Origin of the sequence: Streptomyces sp. H27-D2 (assembly GCF_035828615.1) — a bacterium.
Classification (GTDB): domain Bacteria; phylum Actinomycetota; class Actinomycetes; order Streptomycetales; family Streptomycetaceae; genus Streptomyces.
In genome coordinates this window covers 23,448-39,159 of the sequence record NZ_JAYMZR010000072.1, presented here as the reverse complement: position 1 = coordinate 39,159, position 15,712 = coordinate 23,448, and the positions used below count along the sequence as shown (strand labels likewise).

The 15,712-nt window shown below is 73.0% G+C and carries 12 protein-coding genes and 3 pseudogenes; 5 read left to right on the top strand and 10 right to left on the bottom strand.

The genetic code is table 11. The annotated features are described in order from the left end of the window. Positions 1 to 144: 144 nt before the first annotated feature. The gene (locus tag QMK28_RS24540) at positions 145 to 636 is read right to left on the bottom strand and encodes a peroxiredoxin (RefSeq protein WP_326441610.1); all 492 of its coding nucleotides are present in this window, start codon (positions 634 to 636) and stop codon (positions 145 to 147) included. Between the two features lie 150 nt (positions 637 to 786). Between QMK28_RS24540 and QMK28_RS24535 the strand changes: the two genes are divergently transcribed. Beyond that, entirely contained in the window at positions 787 to 1,158 is a 372-nt protein-coding gene (locus QMK28_RS24535) for a YkvA family protein (RefSeq protein ID WP_326441607.1), read from the top strand. Between the two features lie 203 nt (positions 1,159 to 1,361). Next, on the top strand, positions 1,362 to 2,612 hold the full coding sequence (locus QMK28_RS24530) for a transglycosylase family protein (protein WP_326441605.1): 1,251 nt from the start codon (positions 1,362 to 1,364) through the stop codon (positions 2,610 to 2,612). 31 nt (positions 2,613 to 2,643) lie between these two features. Here QMK28_RS24530 and QMK28_RS24525 read toward each other — a convergent pair whose 3' ends face one another. Then, positions 2,644 to 3,525, bottom strand: a complete 882-nt coding sequence (locus QMK28_RS24525; RefSeq protein ID WP_326441603.1) for an alpha/beta fold hydrolase — start codon at positions 3,523 to 3,525, stop codon at positions 2,644 to 2,646. A gap of 342 nt (positions 3,526 to 3,867) precedes the next feature. On the opposite strand from QMK28_RS24525, the gene QMK28_RS24520 reads away from it, so the two are divergent. The 3 genes from QMK28_RS24520 (at position 3,868) to QMK28_RS24510 (ending at position 6,260) form a co-directional block, all read left to right on the top strand. After that, a complete protein-coding gene (locus tag QMK28_RS24520) occupies positions 3,868 to 4,251 on the top strand; it encodes a hypothetical protein (protein WP_326441601.1) in 384 nt (127 codons plus the stop codon). 227 nt (positions 4,252 to 4,478) lie between these two features. After that, a complete protein-coding gene (locus QMK28_RS24515; protein WP_326441599.1) occupies positions 4,479 to 5,525 on the top strand; it encodes a phosphatidylinositol-specific phospholipase C domain-containing protein in 1,047 nt (348 codons plus the stop codon). A gap of 225 nt (positions 5,526 to 5,750) precedes the next feature. Continuing rightward, positions 5,751 to 6,260, top strand: coding sequence for a hypothetical protein (locus tag QMK28_RS24510; protein ID WP_326441597.1), 510 nt, complete (start codon positions 5,751 to 5,753; stop codon positions 6,258 to 6,260). A gap of 419 nt (positions 6,261 to 6,679) precedes the next feature. Here QMK28_RS24510 and QMK28_RS24505 read toward each other — a convergent pair whose 3' ends face one another. The 8 genes and pseudogenes from QMK28_RS24505 to QMK28_RS24470 all read right to left on the bottom strand — a co-directional run bounded on the left by QMK28_RS24505 (position 6,680) and on the right by QMK28_RS24470 (position 15,330). Then, positions 6,680 to 7,945, bottom strand: a complete 1,266-nt coding sequence (locus tag QMK28_RS24505) for an ABC transporter substrate-binding protein (RefSeq protein ID WP_326441595.1) — start codon at positions 7,943 to 7,945, stop codon at positions 6,680 to 6,682. Then, positions 7,942 to 9,138, bottom strand: a complete 1,197-nt coding sequence (locus QMK28_RS24500) for a branched-chain amino acid ABC transporter permease (RefSeq protein ID WP_326441593.1) — start codon at positions 9,136 to 9,138, stop codon at positions 7,942 to 7,944. The genes QMK28_RS24505 and QMK28_RS24500 overlap by 4 nt, the downstream gene beginning before the upstream one ends. Continuing rightward, a complete protein-coding gene (locus tag QMK28_RS24495; protein ID WP_326441591.1) occupies positions 9,131 to 10,021 on the bottom strand; it encodes a branched-chain amino acid ABC transporter permease in 891 nt (296 codons plus the stop codon). The genes QMK28_RS24500 and QMK28_RS24495 overlap by 8 nt, the downstream gene beginning before the upstream one ends. Next, a complete protein-coding gene (locus QMK28_RS24490) occupies positions 10,018 to 10,899 on the bottom strand; it encodes an ABC transporter ATP-binding protein (protein WP_326441623.1) in 882 nt (293 codons plus the stop codon). The genes QMK28_RS24495 and QMK28_RS24490 overlap by 4 nt, the downstream gene beginning before the upstream one ends. After that, positions 10,896 to 11,673: pseudogene (locus QMK28_RS24485) on the bottom strand (ABC transporter ATP-binding protein). The gene QMK28_RS24490 and the pseudogene QMK28_RS24485 overlap by 4 nt, the downstream one beginning before the upstream one ends. Before the next feature lie 292 nt (positions 11,674 to 11,965). Beyond that, positions 11,966 to 12,853, bottom strand: a pseudogene (locus tag QMK28_RS24480) (PucR family transcriptional regulator); the annotation flags it as partial. A 169-nt stretch (positions 12,854 to 13,022) separates the two neighbouring features. After that, positions 13,023 to 13,998 (bottom strand): annotated as a pseudogene (locus QMK28_RS24475) (NADPH:quinone oxidoreductase family protein). Positions 13,999 to 14,364: 366 nt separating this feature from the next. Continuing rightward, positions 14,365 to 15,330 carry a YihY/virulence factor BrkB family protein gene (locus tag QMK28_RS24470; RefSeq protein ID WP_326441589.1) on the bottom strand — a complete coding sequence of 322 codons (966 nt, stop codon included), beginning with the start codon at positions 15,328 to 15,330 and terminating at the stop codon, positions 14,365 to 14,367. Between the last annotated feature and the right edge of the window lie 382 nt (positions 15,331 to 15,712).

The following is a 15,712-nucleotide window of genomic DNA, read 5'->3' as shown; positions in this document are numbered from 1 at the left end:
CACAACATCGCCCGCAAGGGCGAGACCGTGTGGATCGCGGGGCGTGAGTCACGCGTCCCAGCCACCCCCTAGGTGGCTTAGACGGAGGAGCCCACCCGGCAGCCAGTCGGGCGCTACCTCCAAGCCCAGCCCTTTAGGGCCGGGTCAAGTTGACTGCTCCCGCAGCGCGGCGAGCCGCTCCGCGAGGGTGTCGGTGTTCTGGAAGGTCAGGCCGGTCAGCCCGACGTGCTTCCAGCGGACCACCCCCGCGCCGTCGAGGATGAACACCGAGCGCCGCAGGCCGAGTCCGGGCAGCGCGATCCCGTAGTCCTTGACCACCGTACGGTCCGTGTCCGACAGCAGCGGGAACGCCAGCCGGTGCTTGCGGGCGAAGCCCTCGTGGCTGTCGAGGCCCTGCGGGCTGATGCCCCACACGGTCGCGCCCAGGTCCTTGAAGCGGTCTATCTCGGAGGTGTACGAGCACAACTGCTTGGTGCAGACGGCCGTGTCGTCCCCCGGATAGAAGACGAGGACCAGCGGATTGCCCCGCGCCGCGGCGAGGCTGTACTCCTGCCGCCGGGTGTCGTCGCCGTCCAGGACCAGGCCCGGCAGGGTGAATTCGGGGGCGGCGGAACCGACGGCGGGGGACTTGGCCATGGGAGTGTCTCCTGAGCTGGGTGAAGCCTGCTGTGACCGGGGCTGGAGCCCACCGTACGGCCCACCCACCGGTACACCCCCGGGGCAGCGGGTACACGTTCCCGCACGGGCCCGGGGACCGCCTCGCCCGGCGAGCGGCTGGAGAGCGGCATGAGCGATGAGGTCTGGGTGTTGATCGGCATCGCCGCCGTGCTGTTCGCGGGCATGGCCGTGGTGGCCGTCGTCCTGCTGGTGAAACTGGTGTGCCTGCGGGCGCTGTTGCGCGGTGCGGACATCGAGGCAGGCGGCAAGGTCGCGTTCTGGGGAGCGCTGTTGTATCTGCTGAGCCCGGTCGATCTGCTGCCGGATCCGATGCTGCTCGACGACATCGGATTCCTGCTGCTCGCCCTGCGTTCGCTGCGGTCCTCCGCCGAGGCGTCGGGGCTGCTGAGGGACCGCGGCGAGCCGCGCGGAGCCTTCCCGCCGCCCGTCGGGGACGTCCAGGCCCGGCCGGCCGGGCACCGCCGCTGGTCCGCCCGCTAGGCAGCGCCCGCCGTCCCCGCACAGCACCCCCTCGTCGGACCCGCACAGCGCCGCCGGTCGAACAAGCACGCATATCCAGCCTCTTGTCGCGGTCAATCGCGCTCCCTTATCTTTGGCACGCTCGGCAACTCCCCGTGCGCGGTCGCCCAGCCGCCACATACCCCGACCGCTCAGCTCAGCGGGCGTAGGAGAGGTAGATCTCTGTGCCGTTACGTGGACGCCACCGTCGATACCAGCCCAACCGGATCTCCCGGGCCTCACTGAGCGTCACCGCGGGCGGCGCGGGCATGGCGCTGCCGCTGGTCGCCGCGACCGGGGCGCATGCCGCGCCGGAGGACACCTGGGAGCGGGTCGCAGCCTGCGAGAGCACCAACAACTGGGCCGTCAACACGGGGAACGGCTTCTACGGCGGCCTGCAGTTCACGCAGAGCACCTGGCAGGCGTACGGCGGCACCGCGTACGCCCCCCGGGCCGACCTCGCGACCAAGGCGCAGCAGATCGCCGTCGCCGAGAAGGTGCTGGCCGCCCAGGGCCCCGGCGCGTGGCCGACGTGCTCGACCAAAGCCGGTCTGAGCCGCGACAGCGCCGAGCCCCGCGAGCAGCACGCCGGGCTGAAGTCCACCGCCGGGCAGCGGTCGGCCCCGCAGCCGAAGACGTCCGCCAAGAAGGCCCCCGCGAAGGCGGGGAGCGGACCGGCCGACCACGTCCGTCCCACCCTCGCAGCCGACCGCTATGTGGTCGTGCGCGGCGACTCGCTCTCCGGCATCGCCGACAAGCGTGACGTCGACGGCGGCTGGGAGGCGCTGTACGACACCAACCGCGAGGTCATCGGCGCCGACCCCGACCTGATCGTCCCGGGCCAGGACCTCAACCTCGTACCGAAGGGCCGGCGCACCGCGCAGCCGCAGCACAAGCCGGCGCAGCGCAGCGAAGCGAAGCCCGAGCAGAAGACGGAGCGGAAGTCCCAGCCAAAGGCCGAGCCCAAGGACCAGCCGAAGCCGCAGCGGACATCCCGGTCGGCTGCCACCGCCAAGACGGCCTCCACCAGCGGCTTCACCGCGCCGGTCGCCGGCGTCGGCCCGAGCACCGCCTACCGCGCGGCCGGCGGCAGCTGGTCGAGCGGACATCACACGGGGGTCGACTTCCCGGTGGGAACCGGCACCTCGGTCAAGGCGGTCGGCGCCGGACGCGTCGTCTCGGCGGGCTGGGCGGGGGCCTACGGCTACGAGGTCGTCATCCGGCACACCGACGGCAAGTACAGCCAGTACGGGCACCTGTCGCAGCTGTCCGTGCGCTCAGGGCAGCAGGTCAACGCCGGTCAGCAGATCGGCCGGTCCGGTACGACGGGCAACAGCACCGGCCCGCACCTGCACTTCGAGATCCGTACCGGCCCCGGCTACGGCTCCGACATCGACCCGCTCGGCTATCTGCGCTCGCACGGCGTGCGGATCTGAGCCGGCGGCCCGCCCTTCGGGCAGCCGCCTGTCAGACCGTTCCGGCGACCGACCGGGGCGGACACGGCTGGGTGGAGCAGTACGGCAAGTCGTCGAGCGACTGGTCGGTGAAGAAGCGGAGCAGCAGATCGGTGAAGTCGTCGGGCCGCTCCAGCGGGATCATGTGGCCGGCGTTCCTGACGACGGCGATCCGGGACCCGGGGAGGGTGGCGGCGAGTTCCCGGCCGTGGTCGACGGAGGTGAACCGGTCGTGTTCGCCGTGCACGAGCAGCGTCGGCACCGCCGCCGCCCGGCCGAGGCCGTGCAGCGGATGCCGCAGCAGCCGCTCGGTGTTCGCGACGAACCGCTCGACCTGATCGGGTGACATCTGCTGGAACTGCCGTCGCAGCAGACGCGCCACCGCCCCGCGCCGCCGGATCACGGCCGCGTCCCGCAGCGGCGCGAACAGAGCCACCGCCCCCTCGGCGAACTTGTCCTGCTCGCGCCGCCGGAGCAGGTCAAGGCCGTGCTGGAAGGCGGTGCGCGCCGCATCGGGCAGCGAGTGCTGGGTGCCGACCAGCGCGAGCCGTTCGAGCCGCTCGGGGTGCCGCTGTGCGAAGCGCAGGGCGATGACGCCGCCATAGCACGCTCCCATCACATTCACCGTGCCGAGGCCGAGTTCGGTCAGCGTGTGGCCGACCGCGTCGGCGAGGAAATCCATTCCGTAGTGGGACGGGAGCACGTCCGAGGCGCCCCAGCCGGGCAGGTCCACGGTGACCACCGTGCCGAGCTCCGACAACCGCGGCTCCTGCCGGGTCCAGGCGTACTTGTCCTGGGCGGCGCCGCTGAGCATCAGCACCGGCGCCGCGGAACCGCGCCGCTGCCACAGCACCCGGCAGTCGTAGCGGAAGCCTCCGAAGGAGAGTTGCCGCACCTCTTCCTCGCACCGGCCGGCGGCTCGCGCAGCGGGGGGCGGTGGGCCGGGGACGTCTGCGAGGAGGGTGGATCCGGACCTTGTGCTGGCACTTGCGAACTGCTCCATGAAGGGGGCAACGACCGACCGCGCGTCGCGTGTGCCGGCTCGGCCCGTACGCCGGCAACATCACCCGGATGGCGGCGGGTGACGGCATCGGGCTGACGGGTGGCCCGAATGGCCGGGCGAAGGGACTGTGTTCGTACGAGCGGGGTGGTCGGCCGGGGCCATACTCGGCTCACGAGGGGCGAAAGCTCGGCTCACGAGGGGCCGAGGAGGAACGACGAACGACGGAGGCTGACGGTGCGAGTGGGGTTCTTGCGTGCGGTGGGCGCGGCCACGGCGGTCTACGGTCTCGCGGTGGCGGCCCGGCCCGAGTGGCTGGCGCGGCCGTCAGGACTGACCGACGCCGAAGGCCGCACGGCCGTCGAGACGGCGGTCTCGCTGCGCCCGCTGGGCTGGCGCGACGCGGCCTGCGGCCTCGCGATGGCCCTGGCCCCGGCCGGACCGGCGCTGCGGACGGCGACGCTGCTGCGCATCGCGGCGGACTTCGGGGACGCCGTCCTGCTGGGGCGCAAACTGCCGGAACGGGACAAGCGGGTCAAGGCGGTCGCGGTGTCGGTCGGCTGGGGCGCGCTGTCCCTGGCCGGCCTGCTCTGCGCCGGACCGCCACGTCAAGCGCCCTGATCGGCCCGCTCCAGCGTCGTCCCGTACCGCCCGAACCAGGGCCTCCGGGCTCTCCCGGCTGCCGGAGAAGCCGAGCGCCCGGCCCCCGGCCGGCCAGGGGAAGGTGTCGGCGTCGACCGCCTCAGGGTCGCTGTTCACCGACTTCGGGGACCGCCTCCGCGGTGATCGGAACTCCCGTACCCTGCATCCGACTTGACATGACCCCACCGAGTCGGAGGCAGCAGCGTATGAGCGGAAACCGTAGAGCGGCGATCGCGGCGATCTGTGTCAGTGCGGCCGTCATCGCCGCGACCGCGCCCACCCCGGCGCAGGCCAAAGGCGCCGACGGCCTGTCGTACGCCGCCGCCACCTCGGTCGGTGTGCACAACGCCTACGAGAAGTCCAAATACCCGTTCTTCGCCGACGCCCTCGACTCCGGCGCCTCGCTGCTGGAACTCGACGTGTGGACGAACGGGTTCAGCAAGAAATGGCGCGTCTCGCACAGCAATCCGATCGGAAACGACAACAACTGCGAGAACGCCGCGTCGCCCGCCGAACTCCGCACCAAGGCGCGCAACCAGAGCCTGGACGGCTGCCTCGCGGACCTCAGGGCCTGGCACGACGCCCACCCCGGGCACCGGCCGGTCCTCATCAAGGTGGAGATGAAGGACGGCTTCAACGACACCGGGAAGCTCGGCCCCGATGAATTCGACAGCCTGGTCGGCGGCAAGCTCGGCGACGCCCTCTACCGACCCGCCGACCTCAAGGGCTCCCACGCCACCCTCGACGCGGCCGTCCAGGCGGGCGGCTGGCCCTCGCGGTCCGCGCTCGCGGGCAAATTCCTGTTCGAGCTGATACCCGGCACGGTCGAGGAGGGCAACCCCTTCGACACGCTGTGGACCGACCGCGAATACGCCACGCGGCTGCGGAACCTGTCGGCGGCCGGCAACCTGGGCCAGGCCAGCTCCTTCCCTGCCGTCCACGGCGCCGAGGCCGGCGACCCGCGCACCGCCCGCTACCAGGACGCGGCGATCCGGCCGTGGTTCGTCTTCTTCGACGGGGACGCGTCCGCGTATGTGCGGAACGGCATCGACACCAAGTGGTACGACGACCGCCACTACCTGGTCGTCATGACGGACGCGCACCAGGCGGCGCCCGCCATCGACGGGACCAACCCGACCGAGGCGCAGGCCGCCGCCCGCACCGCCGAGATGGCCGCCAAGCACGCGAGCTTCGCCACCGCCGACTGGTATCCGCTGCCGTCGGTGCTGTCCACCGTGCTGCCGCGAGGCTGAGCCCGGCCGGCCCCGGGGCGCGATCCGCGTTCCCGGGGGCCGGCCTCGACGCACCCGCGCGGGCCGCCGCGCACCGCTGCCGGACCCGGTCGGCGGCCTCGGGCGGGTCGGACCGGATCCGGCCCGCGCAGAGCCAGACAGCTCAATCGCCGTAACCGGTAGGCAGCCCGACGGGTTGGTCTCCGCGTAAGGAACCCGCACCCAGGGACGGAGCACAACCCGACCATGAGCAAGCGCCGGAAAGGCAAGAAGCACCGCACGATCAACCGCACCCCCCGACCGGTCGGTTCATCGCAGTCCACCCGCGCTCGCAGGGCGCGCACCGCCGCGCCCGCCGCTGTGACCGACCTCGCGGCAGCCGTCGCGCCCGTACCCGACGGCGGGCCCGCGCCCGCCCGGCCCGAGCCGCAGATCCCGGCGCCCACCCGGCCCGGCGGCCCGGCCCTCTCACCCGTCGAGGCGTACGCGGCGGTGTTCACCAGCGCACGGGACGGCGGCCTCGGACGCGCGGCGTCCCGTACCTGGCAGGAACTCGAAGCGCGCGGCGCGAGCGGCGCCCCGATCGAGGAGCTGACCGAGGCGGCCGGCTACCAGAGCCCCACGGTCCTCAAGCACTTGAAGGGACTGACCGCGCACGGCATGGCCGAACAGCGCGGTGACCGCTGGTACACGGCCGCCGGTTCGGATGCGACGACGGCCGACGAGGCACGGGGGCTGCAGCCCGCCAACACGTAGTTCCCGCGCCCGGGAGGACGACGCCGCCGCGTCGAGCGCCCGGGTGTGACGACCGACCCCGGGGCCGCCGCCCCGGGGTCGTGGTCGTTCGGGGCGGGCCGCCGACAGCCGCGCCCGCGTCCCGGCCCGCGCCGGCCACCGCCGGACGGCCTCGGTGCGGTGCGGGAGGGGAACGGATTGAACGCTGGGGGCGCGAGGGACGTATGAGAGTCTGCGGTTTCCAGAGTCGTTGTCCGCGGGTGTCGCAACTCCTCCCCTCCCCGCGGACTATTCCCGGCGGCGGACGCCGTGAAGGCCCGGCCCGGGATCCCACGAGATCCCGGGCCGGGCCTTCGCACCGTTCGTACGGTTCACACCGTTTGCGGCGTTCGTACCGCTCGCGGCGGAGCCCGCGCCGCCGGGGGCTCCGCGCGCTCCGGCTACGGCTTCGCGGTGTTCAGATACTCCTGGGCGGCGGGGAGTTCGTGGGCGTCCTCGACGCCCACGACGCCGCCCAGGGCCTTCTTGTCGGGCTTGATGATGTACGAGGCCAGGGTCGCGGGCGCCGAGGCGTCGGAGAAGTCCTGCGGGGTGCCCAGCCCGTTGTCGACCGCGCTCTGCGACCGGTGCGCCTTGACGAGGCCGGCCCGTGAGAGGTCCTTGGCGTCGCAGGCGGCCTTGAGGTCGCGGCCCATCAGCTCGGCCGAGTTGTACCCGGAGAGCACGCCGGCGTCGATGAGCTGGCCGGGGTAGGCCTTCTTGTAGGACGCGGCCATCTTCTTGACGGCGGGCAGGTCGGTGCTCACGGCCGGCGCGGCGCTGACGATGGAGAGCATGCCGAGCAGTGCCTTGGCCGCGGGGGTGGCGAGGAGTTGCGGGGCGTAGCCGGGGGCGCTGCTCACGACGGGCACGGTGAACTTCTGGGCCGCGGCGACCCCGGTGAGCGAGGCGGTCTGGGTCGGCCCCGCGCTGATCAGCATCGCTTTGACCTTGGCCGCGCGCAGCGCGGAGACCTGGGCGGACAGGTCGGTGTCGGTGGCCTTGATCTTCTGTTCGACGATCGTCATGCCGCCCTGTTTCGCGGCGTAGCGGGAACCGGCGAGGGCGTTGGTCCCGTAGTCGCCCTCGAAGTAGACGTGGCCGATCCTGTCGCCCTTCTTGAGGCCCTTCTTGCGGGTGAGGTACTCGACCGCGCTGATCATGTCGACGTCATAGGTGGTGCCGAGCACCTGTACGGACCGTTTGCCGAGCAGCGAGGCCGCCCAGGCCTGCGGGAAGGTCAGGATCTTGTCGCTCTCGACGTCGTCGAGGATGGCGGCCATCACCGGTGAACCGATGACCTGCGGGAAGGCCAGTACGGAGGGTGAGATCTCGGTGTACGCGGCGCCGGCTTTCTGCACGTCGTAGCCGTGGTCCTTGACGATGATCTTGATCTTGCGGCCGCAGATGCCGCCGCCCTTGTTGACCTTGTCCGCCCACATCTGCTGAGCCTGCACGATGCTCTTGCCCAGGGTGGCGTAGGGGCCGCTGAGGTCGGTCAGCGCGCCCAGGGTGATGGTGTCGGCACTCACTCCGGGTCCGGTCTTGACGCCGCCCTTGCCCTCCGTGTCGTCCGTGTCGCCGGATTTGCCGCTGCATCCGGCGGCCACCAGGGTGAGCGCGGCGACCAGCGCCACGGTTGCCGCTCGTCCGGTGTGCTGCTTCATGAAGTCTGCGCCTCGGGTACGGGACGGGTCTTGGGGTCCTGTGGGGCTTCGGGGGGCCGGGGGGACTGGTTCGTGCTGTCCGTGGGGTCCACTGCTGCGACGCTGGCGGCGGTGCCGTTCGCGCCGCCGCTGTCCGTGCCGGTCGGCGGCAGAGGGGGACCGCCGCCGCGTTTCCGGAAGGGGCGGCGGCGCAGCAGTCCGCTGAGCCCGCCGGGGGCGTAGAGGAGTACGAGGATGACGGCGGCTCCGTAGAGGTAGCGCGCCGCCTCGGTCGGGCCGACCGCGTGGCCGGGGGAGCCGGGCGGCGAGATCAGCGGCAGTTGATCGGCGTAGCGGGCCATCAGCAGCGGCAGGGCGGTGACGAAGACCGCGCCGACGGTGGCTCCGGCGACCGAGCCGAGACCGCCGATGACGATCATCGCGAGATAGTCGATGGACAGCGTGAGGCCGAAGTAGTCGGGGACGACCCGGCGGAACGCCAGCGCTATCAGCGCGCCGGCGAGCCCCGCGTACATGGAGGAGACGATGAAGGCGGCGGACCGGTAGCGGGCGACGGGGACGCCCATGACGGCCGCGGCGACCTCGCTGTCGCGCACCGAGGCCAGCGCCCGGCCCGGCCGGCCGCGCAGGAGGTTGCGAGCGGTGTACCAGGCGACCGCCAGCAGGATCAGCCCGAGGTACCACAGCCGCTCGGGGGCGCCGAAGGGGACGCCGAGCAGGGTGAGTTCGGGGTCCGCCGAAGTGAAGCCGAAGCCGCCGACGGTCATCGGCGGCACGGAGCGGCCGTTGAATCCGCCGGTGACGGTGTCGGCGTTGAGCATCACATGGTGGCCGAGGAAGACCAGCGCGAGCGTGGCCACGCCGAGGTAGACGCCGCGGACCCGGCCCGCGATGGGGCTGAAGAGGCCGCCCGAGACGCCGGCCAGCAGCACCGCGAGCACCAGGGCGAGCAGCGGCGGCAGACCGAGGCCGGGGTCGCCCGCGAGCCATACGTAGCCGTAGGCGCCGACCGCGAGGAAGAAGGCGTGGCCCAGCGAGAGCTGACCGGTGGTGCCGGTGAGGATGTTGAGGCCGACGGCTCCGATGGAGGCGGCCATGGCGAACAGTCCGACCTGGAGCCAGAAGGCGTCCAGATAGAAGGGGACGGCGCAGAGCAGCAGCACGGCCGCGATCCGGGGCAGACGTTCAGACACGGATGCTCTCCTTCTGGCCGAGCAGCCCGTTGGGCCGGACCAGCAGGACCAGGACCATGACCGCGTACGGGGCGACGTCGCCGAAGCCGCCGCCGAGCGCGGACAGTTGCGTCTGGTAGCCGGCGACCAGGGCTTCGGTGACGCCGATCAGCAGGCTGCCGAGCAGCGCGCCGGCCGGGGAGGACATCCCGCCGAGGATCGCCGCGGGGAAGGCGCGCAGCGCGATCTGCCCGGTGGTGCGTTCGAGGCCCGGTGCGGGGAAGGCCACGATGAACACCGCCGCGATCACCGCCAGCGCGCCGGCCAGGCACCAGGAGAGGGTGCGGATGCGGTCCAGCCGGATGCCCATCAGGGCCGCCGCTTCCCGGTCCTCGGCGGCGGCGCGCAGCGACAGGCCCCAGGCGGTGTAGCGGAAGACGGCGAAGACCGCCCCGATGACCAGCAGCGAGACCACGATCGAGGCGATCCGGCTCTGCGGGACGGTGATCGAGGCGAAGCTGACCACGGCATTGCCCCAGGGGTCGCCCAGCGGCAGCAGATCGCCGCCGATGCGGCGGGTCAGATCCGTCATGAGGACGATGTCCACGCCGATGGTCAGGATCGTCAGGACGTGCGCGGCCTGTTGGTCGAGCCGGCGCAGCAGGATCCGCTCGACGGCCCCCGCCGCGAGGGCGGTGGCGAACACCGCTGCCGCGACCGCCCCCGCGAAGCCGAGCCGGTCGTGCAGGACGGCGATCAGATAGCCGCCCAGCAACAGCAGCGAGCCATGGCTGAAGTTCATCACCCCGGACGCCTTGAAGATGATGACGAAGCCGAGGGCGACCAGGGCGTAGACCGAGCCGAGGGCGAGGCCGTTGAGGACGATCTCCAGCGCGGTGCTCACGCGGTCCGCCCTTCCCGGCCGGTGCCGCCGGGGTCCGCCGTGGCTTCCCGCGCCCCTGAGCCGGTTCCGGCGTCGGCAGCGGCGACCTCGGCGGTGGCCGCCGCTGCCTCGACCGCCGTGCCGAGATAGGCCCGCAGCACTCCGGGATCGCCGCGGACCTGGTCGGGGGCGCCGGCGGCGATGCGCCGGCCGAAGTCGAGGACGGTGACCTCGTCGGCGAGGCGCATGACGAGCCCCATGTCGTGTTCCACGAGCAGCACGGAGATGCCCAGTTCCTCTCGTACGGAGGTGATGGTGTCGGCGGCGCGAGCGCGTTCTGCCGCGTTCATGCCGGCGACCGGTTCGTCGAGCAGCAGCACCTTGGGCTCCAGGCACAGGGCGCGGGCCAGCTCGACGCGCTTGCGGTCCCCGTAGGACAGCAGCGCGACGGGGGTGTCGAAGTGCGCTCCGAGTCCCACGAGTTCGGCGATCTCGCGAGCGCGCGCCGATTGCTCGCGCTGTTCGCGTACGACGTGCGGCAGCCGCAGGGCGGTGGCGGCGAAGCCGGCTCCGGACAGCAGGTGTCTGCCGAGCAGCAGGTTGTCGGCGACGGTGCCGCTGGTCATGACGATGTTCTGGAAGGTGCGGGCGACGCCGAGGGCCGCGATGCGGTGCGGGGCGAGCCGGGTCAGCTCGGCCGCCCCGAGACGCACGCTGCCGTGCGCCGGGCGGCACACGCCGGACAGCACGTTGAAACAGGTCGACTTCCCAGCTCCGTTGGGGCCGATGAGGGCGTGGATGCTGCCGGGCGCGACGCTGAGGCTGACGGCGTCGAGGGCGACCAGGCCCGCGAAGCGGACGGTCACCTCGTCGACGACCAGGGGCGGGGTGTCGCTCATCCGGCCCGCCGCCCCTCGGCCGGGCCGGAGGGCGTTCCCATGGCCTGTCCCCGGGCGGTCCCGTCGCCCGCGCCCTTCCCGGGGCAGGGGCCGGGGCCGGGTGCAGGGCCGGGTGCGGTGGCCGTCCGCGGTGTCTCCTCGCCGAGGTAGAGGCGGCGGATCTCGTCGGTGCGGGCCAGCTCGGCGGAGGGGCCCGAGAGCCGTACCTCGCCGACCTCCAGCACATACGCGTGGCCGGACAGCGCCAGCGCCATCGCGGCGTTCTGCTCCACCAGGAGCACGGAGGTGCCCTGGGCGTTGATCTCCTCGATGACGTCGGCGATCCGCTGGACCATCAGCGGGGCCAGCCCGAGGGAGGGTTCGTCCAGCAGGAGCAGCCGGGGTTCGGCCATCAGGGCGCGGCCGATGGCGAGCATCTGCTGCTCGCCGCCGGAGAGCAGGCCGGCACGCTGGCCGGTGCGTGTCGAGAGTTGGGGGCAGTGGGACCTGGACCACTCCGGAGCGGACCGCGGTCACCGGGTCGCAGCCGTTCAGGGCCCGGCCGCCGTAGCGGACGGAGCCGGCGGTGATGGCCGCGCGGTGCAGCCGCAGGGTGCCGGATATGGTGCGCAGCAGCGTGCTCTTGCCCGCGCCGTTCGCGCCGAGCAGGGCGACCACGCTGCCCGGCGGCACGCTCAGGGACACTCCGCGCAGGGCGAGTACGGCACGGCCGTAGGACACTTCGAGGTCCTCGATGTGCAGCGCCCCCGGCTCGCCGGGAGGTCTTTCGGCCATCGTCTCTCCTCATGCGGGTGTGGTGCGGTGCGCGGCGTCGCGGGTGGAAGTGAGGGATACGACAGCACGCGACCGGCGGGGCGCATAGGGGCCGGTGCCCAGGTCGGGACGGGCGCACAACCCTCGCCCCGCGACGTTGTGCGGCTGCCCAGAGCGGCGGTGGCCGGAGCGGCGGTGCCGGCCGGGGCGGCGGTGGCCCGCGGGGCCGTGGACGCGGCGGCCGGTCAGCGGCGGCCGGGCGCGGCTCCCAGGCCGCAGAGCAGGAACGACGCGGCGACGCATGCGGAGAATCGCGCGAATCGCCGAGCGCGGCCAGCCCCTCGACGACCGAACTGACGCCGATCCGGCCGCCGGGCGGCGGCTTCAGCGCCTCGGCCAGTTCCTCCGGGCTGCCGTCGCCGATCAGCACGATGCCGTGGTCCGCGTCGGCGCCGGCGTGCCACAGCGCCCGCATCCCGGCCGGCGCCTCGGGCTGTTCGCCGCCGTACGGGCGCCGGCCGCCGGCGCCTTCCCGGCTGAGCACGACCGCGTACCGGCCCCGCTCGGGCAGTTCCAGTGCGGCGGCGACCTCGGGCAGGTCCGCCACCCGGGTGGCTCCGGCCAGCAGCGCCTCGGTCATCAGCCGCAGCCGGTTCTCGCGCCGCCGGCCGAGCTGCCGTTCCACCTGGCGGTAGGCGTCCGCGACGAGGGTGCAGTGCTCGTCGACGAAGTTCCATACGTCGGCGGCGACATGGATCAGCAGCCGGACATCGTCCGGATCGCGTTGTGCGGCGGCCTCGACCAGCGACTGCCAGACGATGGCCCCGCCGAGCCGGAACGCGTGCAGCAGAGCGTCCAGCGGCAGGCCCTCCTCTGCCCGGTCCGCGCCGATCTTCCATGAGCACATCCGGGCCGACTCGCGGGAGCGTCGCGGGCGCAGCAGCGAGCCGACGTTGTGCCGCAGCGAGCGGTGCACCTCCTGCCACAGGTGGTCGGCGTCGGCGGTGACCCGGTAGGCGGGCTCCAGCTCCAGCAGATCGGCGACCAGCCGGTCGGTGAGCTGCGGCAGTTCGTCCAGCAGGACGCCGGCCGCGTAGTGCAGCACGGCGACCGCCTCGGCATCGGCGCGCGAACGCGCCGGCGGCACGGCGGCGGGCAGACCAGGCAGGGTCCGGACCCGGGAACGTACGGCTGGGCGCATCACGGTCCTCCACCTGTGCGGATACCCAGCGCTCCGCTGGGCGCGGGGCGTCCCGGCCCCGTCCGGTGTGTCGTGGCCCTGGAAGAATGGCATACCGTCCGGTCGGTTCCCACCCCTCGGCGTGAACCCGTCAGGCTCGGTCAGCAGGTTTCGCGACGCCGTCGGCCCGTCAGGGCGCGAGCATCACCAGGCGGCCGGTGGTCGTGCCGTCCGCGATCCGCTGGAGCCCGTCGGCGAGGTCGCCCAGCGCGAGCCGTTCACCGATCAGCGGGGTCAGCGACCCGGCGGCGGCCAGCGCGCCGAGTTCCTCGTGGACCCGCCGCACCTCGGCCCGGTTGCGGCGCGCGTACAGGCCCCAGTGCAGCCCGAGGATGCTGTAGTTGCGCAGTAAGGCATGGCTGAGACCCGGTTCGGGGATCACTCCGCTCGCGAAGCCGACGATCACGATGCGGCCCTCGAAGGTGACGCACCGGGCGGAGCCCGCGTACGCCTCACCGCCGACCGGGTCGTAGACGACGTCCGCGCCGCGCCCGCCGGTGAACTCGTCGACGACGACGCCGAAGTCTTCCAACTGCCGGTCCACCACGACGTCGGCGCCGAGCCCCTTGACGATCTCCGCCTTGGCCGCGCCGCAGGCCACGCCGATCACGGTGGCTCCGGCGGCCTTGCCGAGCTGCACGGCGGCGCTGCCGATGCCGCCGGCCGCCGCGTGCACCAGCAGATGCTCGCCGGGGCGCAGGGCGGCCCTGCGGTGCAGCCCGAACCACGCTGTCTGGTAACTGATGTAGAAGGCCGCGGCCGCGGCGTCGTCGAGGCTCTCCGGTGCGGGCAGGGCCGATCCGGCGTCCATCAGGGTCAGCTCGGCGAACGCGCCGTACGGCAGCGCGGACAGCCCGACGACCCGGATTCCGCTCACCCCCTCTCCCACGCCGAGGACTTCGCCGCACAGTTCCAGGCCCGGGGTGAAGGGCGGCTGCGGTTTCAGGCTGGTAGTGGCCCCGGCACAGCAGCGCGTCGGTGAAGTTCAGCGCCGAGGCGAGAACTTTGACCAGCAGCCGGCCGGGGCCGGGGACGGGGTCGGCGGTCTCCCTCAGATCGAGGACCTCACCGGGTTCGCCCAATTCGTGGACCGGCCAGGCGCGCAAGGGGCCTCCTCATTTCTCCGCGGCCGGTGGACGCGACCGTCTCCGCGGCCGCTTCGTGGCCGGTGGACGCACAACCCTCCGGCTCGGCCGGCCGGAGCGGCGCGGACCCGGCCACGACAACACGCCGTACGGGCCGCGTACATGGACCGGCGGCAGATCACTGCGGGCTCCCAGACCCGGCGCGGAAGGCGTGTGCGGCCGCACAAGTCCGGCCCGACGCCGGGCTTCCGAGTGCCGCCCGCAGGTTGATTCCGGCCTCCGCGGGGGCAGCAGGGGGACAGGACACCACCACCAGGTCGGGACTTCCGGATGACGCTCTCCCGCCGTACCCGCGCCGGCTCCCGCCGCGCGGTCCACCCCTCCCCGTCACGCGCCGGGGCTCGGATCGGGACGTACGGCCTCGGCGATCCCGGCCCGCGCCGCCTCCAACTGGGCCGCGAACGCGATGCCCAGGAACAACGCGATCCCGGTGAGGTTGGCCCACAGCAGCAGCGCGACGAACGCCGTCAGCGGCCCGTACACCGCGCCGAACGATCCGCTGCGCGCCACATAGAGGGCGAGCATCCAGGTCGCGGTGGTCCACAGGGCCAGATGCACCGCCGAGCCGAAGGCCAGCCAGGTGTAGCCGGGCTGGTCGCGCCGGGGCGACCAGCGGAAGAGCACCGCGGAGGCCACCCAGGCCAGCAGCACCCCGGCGGGTATCCGCAGCCGGTCCCACCAGACGAGCAGCCCCTGCTGCCGGCCGAAGGTCTCGGCCAGCGCGTACGACACCGCGTCCCCGGCGACCAGCGCGAGGAAGCCCGCCACCATCGGCGCCCCGGCGGCCACGGCGAGCAGCAGGCTCCGCCCGTACTTGAAGAGGAACGGGCGGTCGCGCTCGATCCCGTAGATACGGTTGGCGCCGCGCTCGATCTGAGCCATCGCCGACGCCAGGTTGAGCACGGAGAAGCCCAGCCCCAGCCACATCGCCACCGCCCCGCCGACGCCCGAGCCCGCGCTGCGGCGGGTTTCCCGGAGCGCGTCCGCGATCAGATCGGAACTCGCGCCGGGCGCTACACGGCCGAGGGTCAGCTCGACCAGCCGGCCCACGCTCTCGGTGTGCACCGTCGTCGCCACGCCCACCAGGGCGATGAGAAAGGGCACCATCGCCAGCACCACCTGGAACGCCAGCGAGCGGGCGTGGCTGAAGCCGTCCGCGTAGCGGAACCGCGCGAAGGCGTCCAGCAGGAGTTTCCGCCCGCCGTAGCGGCGCAGTGCGACCCAGGCCTCGTCGCCCGAAAGCTCCTCGCCGACCATGTCCCGCGTCTGCGGCACGTGCGCTGCGGTCCCCATCTCGCCCTCCTCTGTCCGGCCTCGCGCGAGCGGGCCGACCTCATCATGGACGCCGCGTGGAACGGGGCAGGACCCGCCTCCCGGGCTGCTCCCGGCCGACCGGGACCGAGGGGGCGAACGGGGGCGGGGGAGGGGCGCGGCCGAGACCGCCGCGCGCCCTCGCGGACGGCCTCCGCCGTCTCGCCGCGAGACCGACCGCGCTCGGTACCGCGCTCCGGATCGCGTCCCGGAGCGCACACCCGCCACCCGCCGACTCGCGAAATAGCCGCAGGTCCAGACCGTCGCAGGGGGCGCGTGAAGCACACTCGGAGCGCCCGGCGCGTTCTGTACCTCTATGCGCCCCCCGCTTGGCTGAATATCCCATTCATGATTGTGGAACCCG

Bases quoted from the DNA above. Each gene is read 5' to 3' on its own strand.
- QMK28_RS24540 (WP_326441610.1), bottom strand. From the start codon at position 636: ATGGCCAAGTCCCCCGCCGTCGGTTCCGCCGCCCCCGAATTCACCCTG.
- QMK28_RS24535 (WP_326441607.1), top strand. From the start codon at position 787: ATGAGCGATGAGGTCTGGGTGTTGATCGGCATCGCCGCCGTGCTGTTC.
- QMK28_RS24515 (WP_326441599.1), top strand. From the start codon at position 4,479: ATGAGCGGAAACCGTAGAGCGGCGATCGCGGCGATCTGTGTCAGTGCG.
- QMK28_RS24510 (WP_326441597.1), top strand. From the start codon at position 5,751: ATGAGCAAGCGCCGGAAAGGCAAGAAGCACCGCACGATCAACCGCACC.
- QMK28_RS24505 (WP_326441595.1), bottom strand. From the start codon at position 7,945: ATGAAGCAGCACACCGGACGAGCGGCAACCGTGGCGCTGGTCGCCGCG.
- QMK28_RS24490 (WP_326441623.1), bottom strand. From the start codon at position 10,899: ATGAGCGACACCCCGCCCCTGGTCGTCGACGAGGTGACCGTCCGCTTC.
- QMK28_RS24470 (WP_326441589.1), bottom strand. From the start codon at position 15,330: ATGGGGACCGCAGCGCACGTGCCGCAGACGCGGGACATGGTCGGCGAG.